Annotated in this window: 3 protein-coding genes; all 3 read left to right on the top strand. The window is 68.8% G+C overall.

The window, feature by feature from the left end:
• Positions 1–79 precede the first annotated feature (79 nt).
• Entirely contained in the window at positions 80–532 is a 453-nt protein-coding gene (locus AC1DYI_RS26670; RefSeq protein WP_477207148.1) for a bpX5 domain-containing protein, read from the top strand.
• Positions 529–2,397, top strand: a complete 1,869-nt coding sequence (locus AC1DYI_RS26675) for a hypothetical protein (RefSeq protein ID WP_477207149.1) — start codon at positions 529–531, stop codon at positions 2,395–2,397. Before AC1DYI_RS26670 ends, AC1DYI_RS26675 begins: the two co-directional genes overlap by 4 nt.
• Positions 2,387–4,846 (top strand): bpX6 domain-containing protein (locus tag AC1DYI_RS26680; protein WP_477207150.1); only part of this gene is annotated, 2,460 nt, incomplete at its 3' end. The genes AC1DYI_RS26675 and AC1DYI_RS26680, both read left to right, overlap by 11 nt.

Raw genomic sequence — 4,846 nt, forward strand, 5'->3', positions numbered from 1 at the left:
CCAACTTCTCTGCTGACACACTGCCGGCCGAGCTGGCGCCGTTGCGGGCGCAGCTCGCCGCGCTTCTCGTCGTGCCGGCGTGAGCCTGGCTGGAACGATAGGCTGGCGCTGGGTGCGCCGCGCGGAGGCACCGGAGCCGCGAGGCCTGGTGGCCTGGGGCGAAGCCGCCCAGCGTTTGTTGACGCGCCTGAAGGCGATGGACGACGCGCGGCTGTCGGGCCTGCAAGCCACCGCCAGCCGCGACGTGCTGGTGGTCAGCGCCGAGCAAGCCGACATGCTGCCCTGGGTGGATGGCGCGGCTTATGCGGCGCCGGCTGCGGCAGCGCCTGGTCTGTGGTTGCCGACGCTGCAGCAGCCCGATCTCCCCGTCGATCTGCTGGCCAAGGCTATGCAGGCGCGACACGGCCGCCAGCCGCTGCTGTTGTGGCCGGCGCCCGCGGCCATCGTGCCGTTGGATCGGTTGCTGCCGCTGTCGCCAGCCCATCTGGCACGGATCGAGGCGCACTGGCTGGGTGGGGTGGGCGCTCCATGAGCACGATGCCGTTGCCCGCGGCGCTACAGGGCTGGGCGCCCTGGCTGGCGTGGTTCAAGCCGGAGCTGGTGGCCGAGCTGGGCCCGTTGCTGATTCGCCTGCACCCTTTGCTGGGCCGCTTCAAAGGCCAGCATCAAGGCGGGCCGGACGAGYCCGACGGCGTGGGTGACTTGCGCCGGAAAGGTGCCTACGAGCGCTTGCTGTCCACCGAGTGGCTGCTGGCCACCGAACTGCCGGACGAGTTCTTGCGTCGCGCGGCGAGCAGCGAGCACCTGTTCCTGGCTCCGCGCCTGCAAGCCCGCTCGGCTGACAAGCTGGTGGTGGCGATTCTGGACACCGGCCCTTGGCAGCTCGGCGCGCCGCGGCTGGCGCAACTGGCGCTGTGGATTCTGCTGGCCCGCCGTGCGGTGGACGCTGGCGGCGAACTGCGCTGGGGCTCGTTGCAGCGGCCAGGGCATTGGTTCACCRCAGGCTCGCCAGAAGATCTGAAGAAGTTCCTCTCGACGCGCTGCTTCGACAGTGCCGACACCGGGCATTGGAGCCAATGGTCGGACTGGCTGGCCGCTCATGCCGACAGCATGGGCGAATGCTGGCTGGTGGGGCACGAGACCGATGCGGCCCGGCGCATGGCGAGCCCACCGACCCACGCGGTCCAGCTTCGGCGAGGGCTGGGCGGCGATTCGCTGGACGTGAGCCTGCGCGCCGGCACGGCCCTTCGCACGCTGCAGTTGCCGCTGCCGGCTCCTGATGCGGGGGCACTGCTGCTGAAGGGGCGGTTTCAGAGCGACGCGCCGTCGGCGGCGCCACAAGCCATTCGCTCGGACAAGCTCTCGCTGCGCTTTGCGCCCATCATTGCCGCGCAAGGCCACCGCGTGGCCGTGCCGTTGCTGGATGAGCGCGGCGCCATGGTCTTTCAAGTGCTGCCTGGCGTCGACCCCAAGCGCCACAAGCCTCAGCGGCAAAACTGGTCCAAAGGGTTTCAGCCTYTGGCCGCTGCGTTCTTCGGCAAGGTCTTTGGCGGCCTGCTGAGCGGCCCAGAGCATTTGCAGTTCTGGCAGATGGCCGAGATGGGCAAGCAGGCCCGTCCAGAGCGCGAAGTCTTTGAGGCGTCGCCCGGTCGCGGCGCGTTGCTGCCCTTGCTGTGGGGCCGCGAAGGCAACAAGCGGGGCGCCTACGTGATCGACGCCGCGGACCGCCTGGTGTTCTGGATCACCGAGAACGTTTCGGGCACTCCCGTCAGGGACATGCAACCCCAGCTTGTCGACAAGAACGTGCTGGCGATGGCCGCCATCGCGGGCCTGCGGATGGTTTATGTGAGCCGCGATGCCGGTCGAATCTGGGTGCGCTTTGCCGGGACCCTTAGATCAGGAATGAACCAGCACACGCTGAATCTCTCGCTGGACCCAGGCCCGGATACCAAGGCATTCATCGCCGGTGGTGGGCGGTGGTACTACGGGTTTGGCGGCGTCGCGGTGCGCATGTCGGTTGGCGACGATGTAGAAGGCTGGCGTGTCTTCGAGGAGCAGCCAGGTTCGCCATCGGGCCCGGGCAGCTGGGAGGCCCGGTTGCTGGCAGGCGAACACGCCGTCGGGCTGGTGCGTCTGCATGAGAAACCTGGCTATGCATTGGTGGTCCAGTCCGCCAACCGTCGGCAGATCCGGCTGGAGTCGCCGACGCAAACCGCGCTGGTCTGGCAGACGGCGGCGCCGATCGAGCGGGTGTCGGTCTGCCCCAACAGTGCGCTCGTGGCCATGTTGACCCGCGAGCGCACGCTGCACGTGTGGTCGCCGCGCGAGCAAGGTTTGAGCTTGACCGTTCACTCCTCGGGCTCGGCCGAGGGGGCGGAGGTGCAAGATGAAGCTTGAGTTCGTGCCCCGCGCGTCCGCAGTCAAGCAGCCCCTGCTGCAAGGGGTGCAACCGGTCGCGGCGGTCTGGTTTCCGGCCGACTGGTACGCCGAGCCCGAGCGCGCGCGCCGCCTGTTGGCGCAATGGCGCCCGGGCTCAGTGGCGCTGCGCTTCGCGCAAGGCGATTTGTTGCGCTTTGCCGAGCCGATCGAGATGCCTTGTGATGCGCTCGGCGGTTGGCCCCTGCGTATTCGCGGCCATGGCCTTTGCTCCGCCCCGATGACAGCGGCCGAAGCGGCAGATGCGCCTGCGGCGGATGTCTGGATCGTCGAAGGCGGCCAGGTGACCGGGTTGAACCTGGCCGATGGGCAGGCACTGGATCCTGCCCGTTGGCTGGCCGTCGATGGCCACGCGTTGCACGACACCTACGACTGCCGCGAAGCGCTGCCGGTGATGGTCGACGTAGGCCCGCCCGAGGCACGTGCGCTGCGCGATGTTCTGAACGGCAAGGTGCCGGCGCCGAGCGAAGAGCAGCGTGAGTTCTTGCGTCAGATGGCGGAGCGCACGTCTGGGCGCCCGACCGGCACTGACCGTCAGGCGGGGCGCAGCGGCCGGGTCGCCCGCGCGAGCGGCGGCAATGGCTTCCTCCGATCGGTTGGGGCCATCGGAGGCAGACTCTCCATTGGCGTCGCCGTGCTGGCCGCGTTGACGCTGCTGCGTAGCAGTCTTGAGCAATTTTCGTGGCCAGGCCTGCTGGTGGCGTTGCTGGTCGCTTACGTGGTGTGGAGCCTCCTGACTGTCGGGACGGCGTGGGTCATGGGCGGCAAGGCGGCGTTCGGTGCCGGCGCCGCAGCCGACGGGGCGAAAAAGTCGGGTGGGGGCAAGTCTGCCGGCGGCGAGATCCCGGCCCGCCAGGCCAAGTCGAAACCACAGGCGTGGCGTGATTGGCTGGCGCGGCTGGCGATCACCTCGCAGGTCTCGCGCTTGCTCGGCCGGCGCCAGGCGGCCTACATGCGCAAGATGATGGAGCTGTTCGAGTCCGGCAAGCTGGAAGAAGCGCTGCGACACGCCATCCCCTTGGGTGGCGACGCGGGTTCGCTCGGGCAAGCCTTCGGCACACCGGGCCCGCGCGAGGACCTGTCGCTCACCCGTAGCGTCGGTGCACGCACCAGCATCCATCTGGGCAACGATCTCAACAGCTACCTGCGTCGCCTGTACCGCCAAAGCTTCGAGAAGCTGGACCGCGAAGGCCGCATCGACGAAGCTGTCTTCGTGCTGGCCGAGTTGCTGGAGGCCAAGCTCGAAGCGCTGGACTACCTTGAAAAACACGGGCGCCACGCACAGGCCGCCGAGCTGGCGTTGGCATGGGAGCAGCCGGCCGATGTGATCGTGCGCCTGCACTGTCTGGCCGGTGATTGGCGCCGCGCCGTGGCTGTGGCTCGGCGCGACAACGCTTTTGCCAGCGCCGTGCTTCAGCTGGAAAAGAAGTGGCCAGATGTGGCCGCCCGGTTGCGCGAAGAGTGGGCGCAGGCGCTGGCCGCGCGTGGAGACTGGTTGGGCGCACTCGACGTCATCTGGCCATTGGCCGGGCGCCGGCAGCAGGCCGTGGCCTGGTTGATGAGCGCCGAAGCTGCCGGTGGCCGGCTCAGCGCCGCGGCCTTGGTCAAACGAGCCGTGCTGCTGCTCGACACGCTGCAAGACTGCGTAGCGCGATTGCAAGAACTGCGCGACGACCCGGATGCCCATGCGCAGCGCAATGCCATGGCCCAGGCGATCCTCGCGCTGAAGGAGAAGCATCCAGGGACTGTGCAGCTCGCGCGCATCATCGGCCCGCCCTCTGTGGCCGACCATGCCGCCGGCAGCGGCGCATTGGTCCGCAACGATCTGCAGCGCCTGCTGACGCTCGGGGGCGACAGGTTGCACGAGGTGGACCTGCCCACCACGCGCTTGCCGGCATACGAGGCGCAGCCATTGGCGCAGCGCAACGAAGCCCTGACCGGGGTAGTGCCCGACGCGGGCAACCTGGGGCTTTGCGACGTCGCGGCGCTGGACGATGGCCGCTACCTCGTGGCGTTAGGTGAAGCCGGCGCCGCCATCGTCGACCAGCACGGCAAGGTCGTGGTGCGTTTCGCCGTGCCGGCCTATCGGATCGTGATCGCCCACAGCCGCCAGGTGGCGCTGGTGATGGCGCCGCGCGACCAGCTCTGGCGCGTCAGCCGACTGGACCTGACCCATCGCCGCGTGACCGATCTGGGCGTGGCAGAGCTCGGCTACGTGGCGAGCGAGTTCGACGGCATTGCCTGGACGGTACTCGAAGGGTCTCGGTTGCGGGTGCTGGATACCCAGCGCTCGCTGCAGGAGGTGTTGTGGCAGGTGGCCGACCTGCCCGGCAACGCCAGCGGCCTGTCGACCCAGGCGGCGCTGGAGCAGGTGGTGATGGCCAACGACAAGGGCCAGCTGGAGCTGTGG

It is taken from the genome of Ideonella sp. P3_A4, from assembly GCF_056403075.1.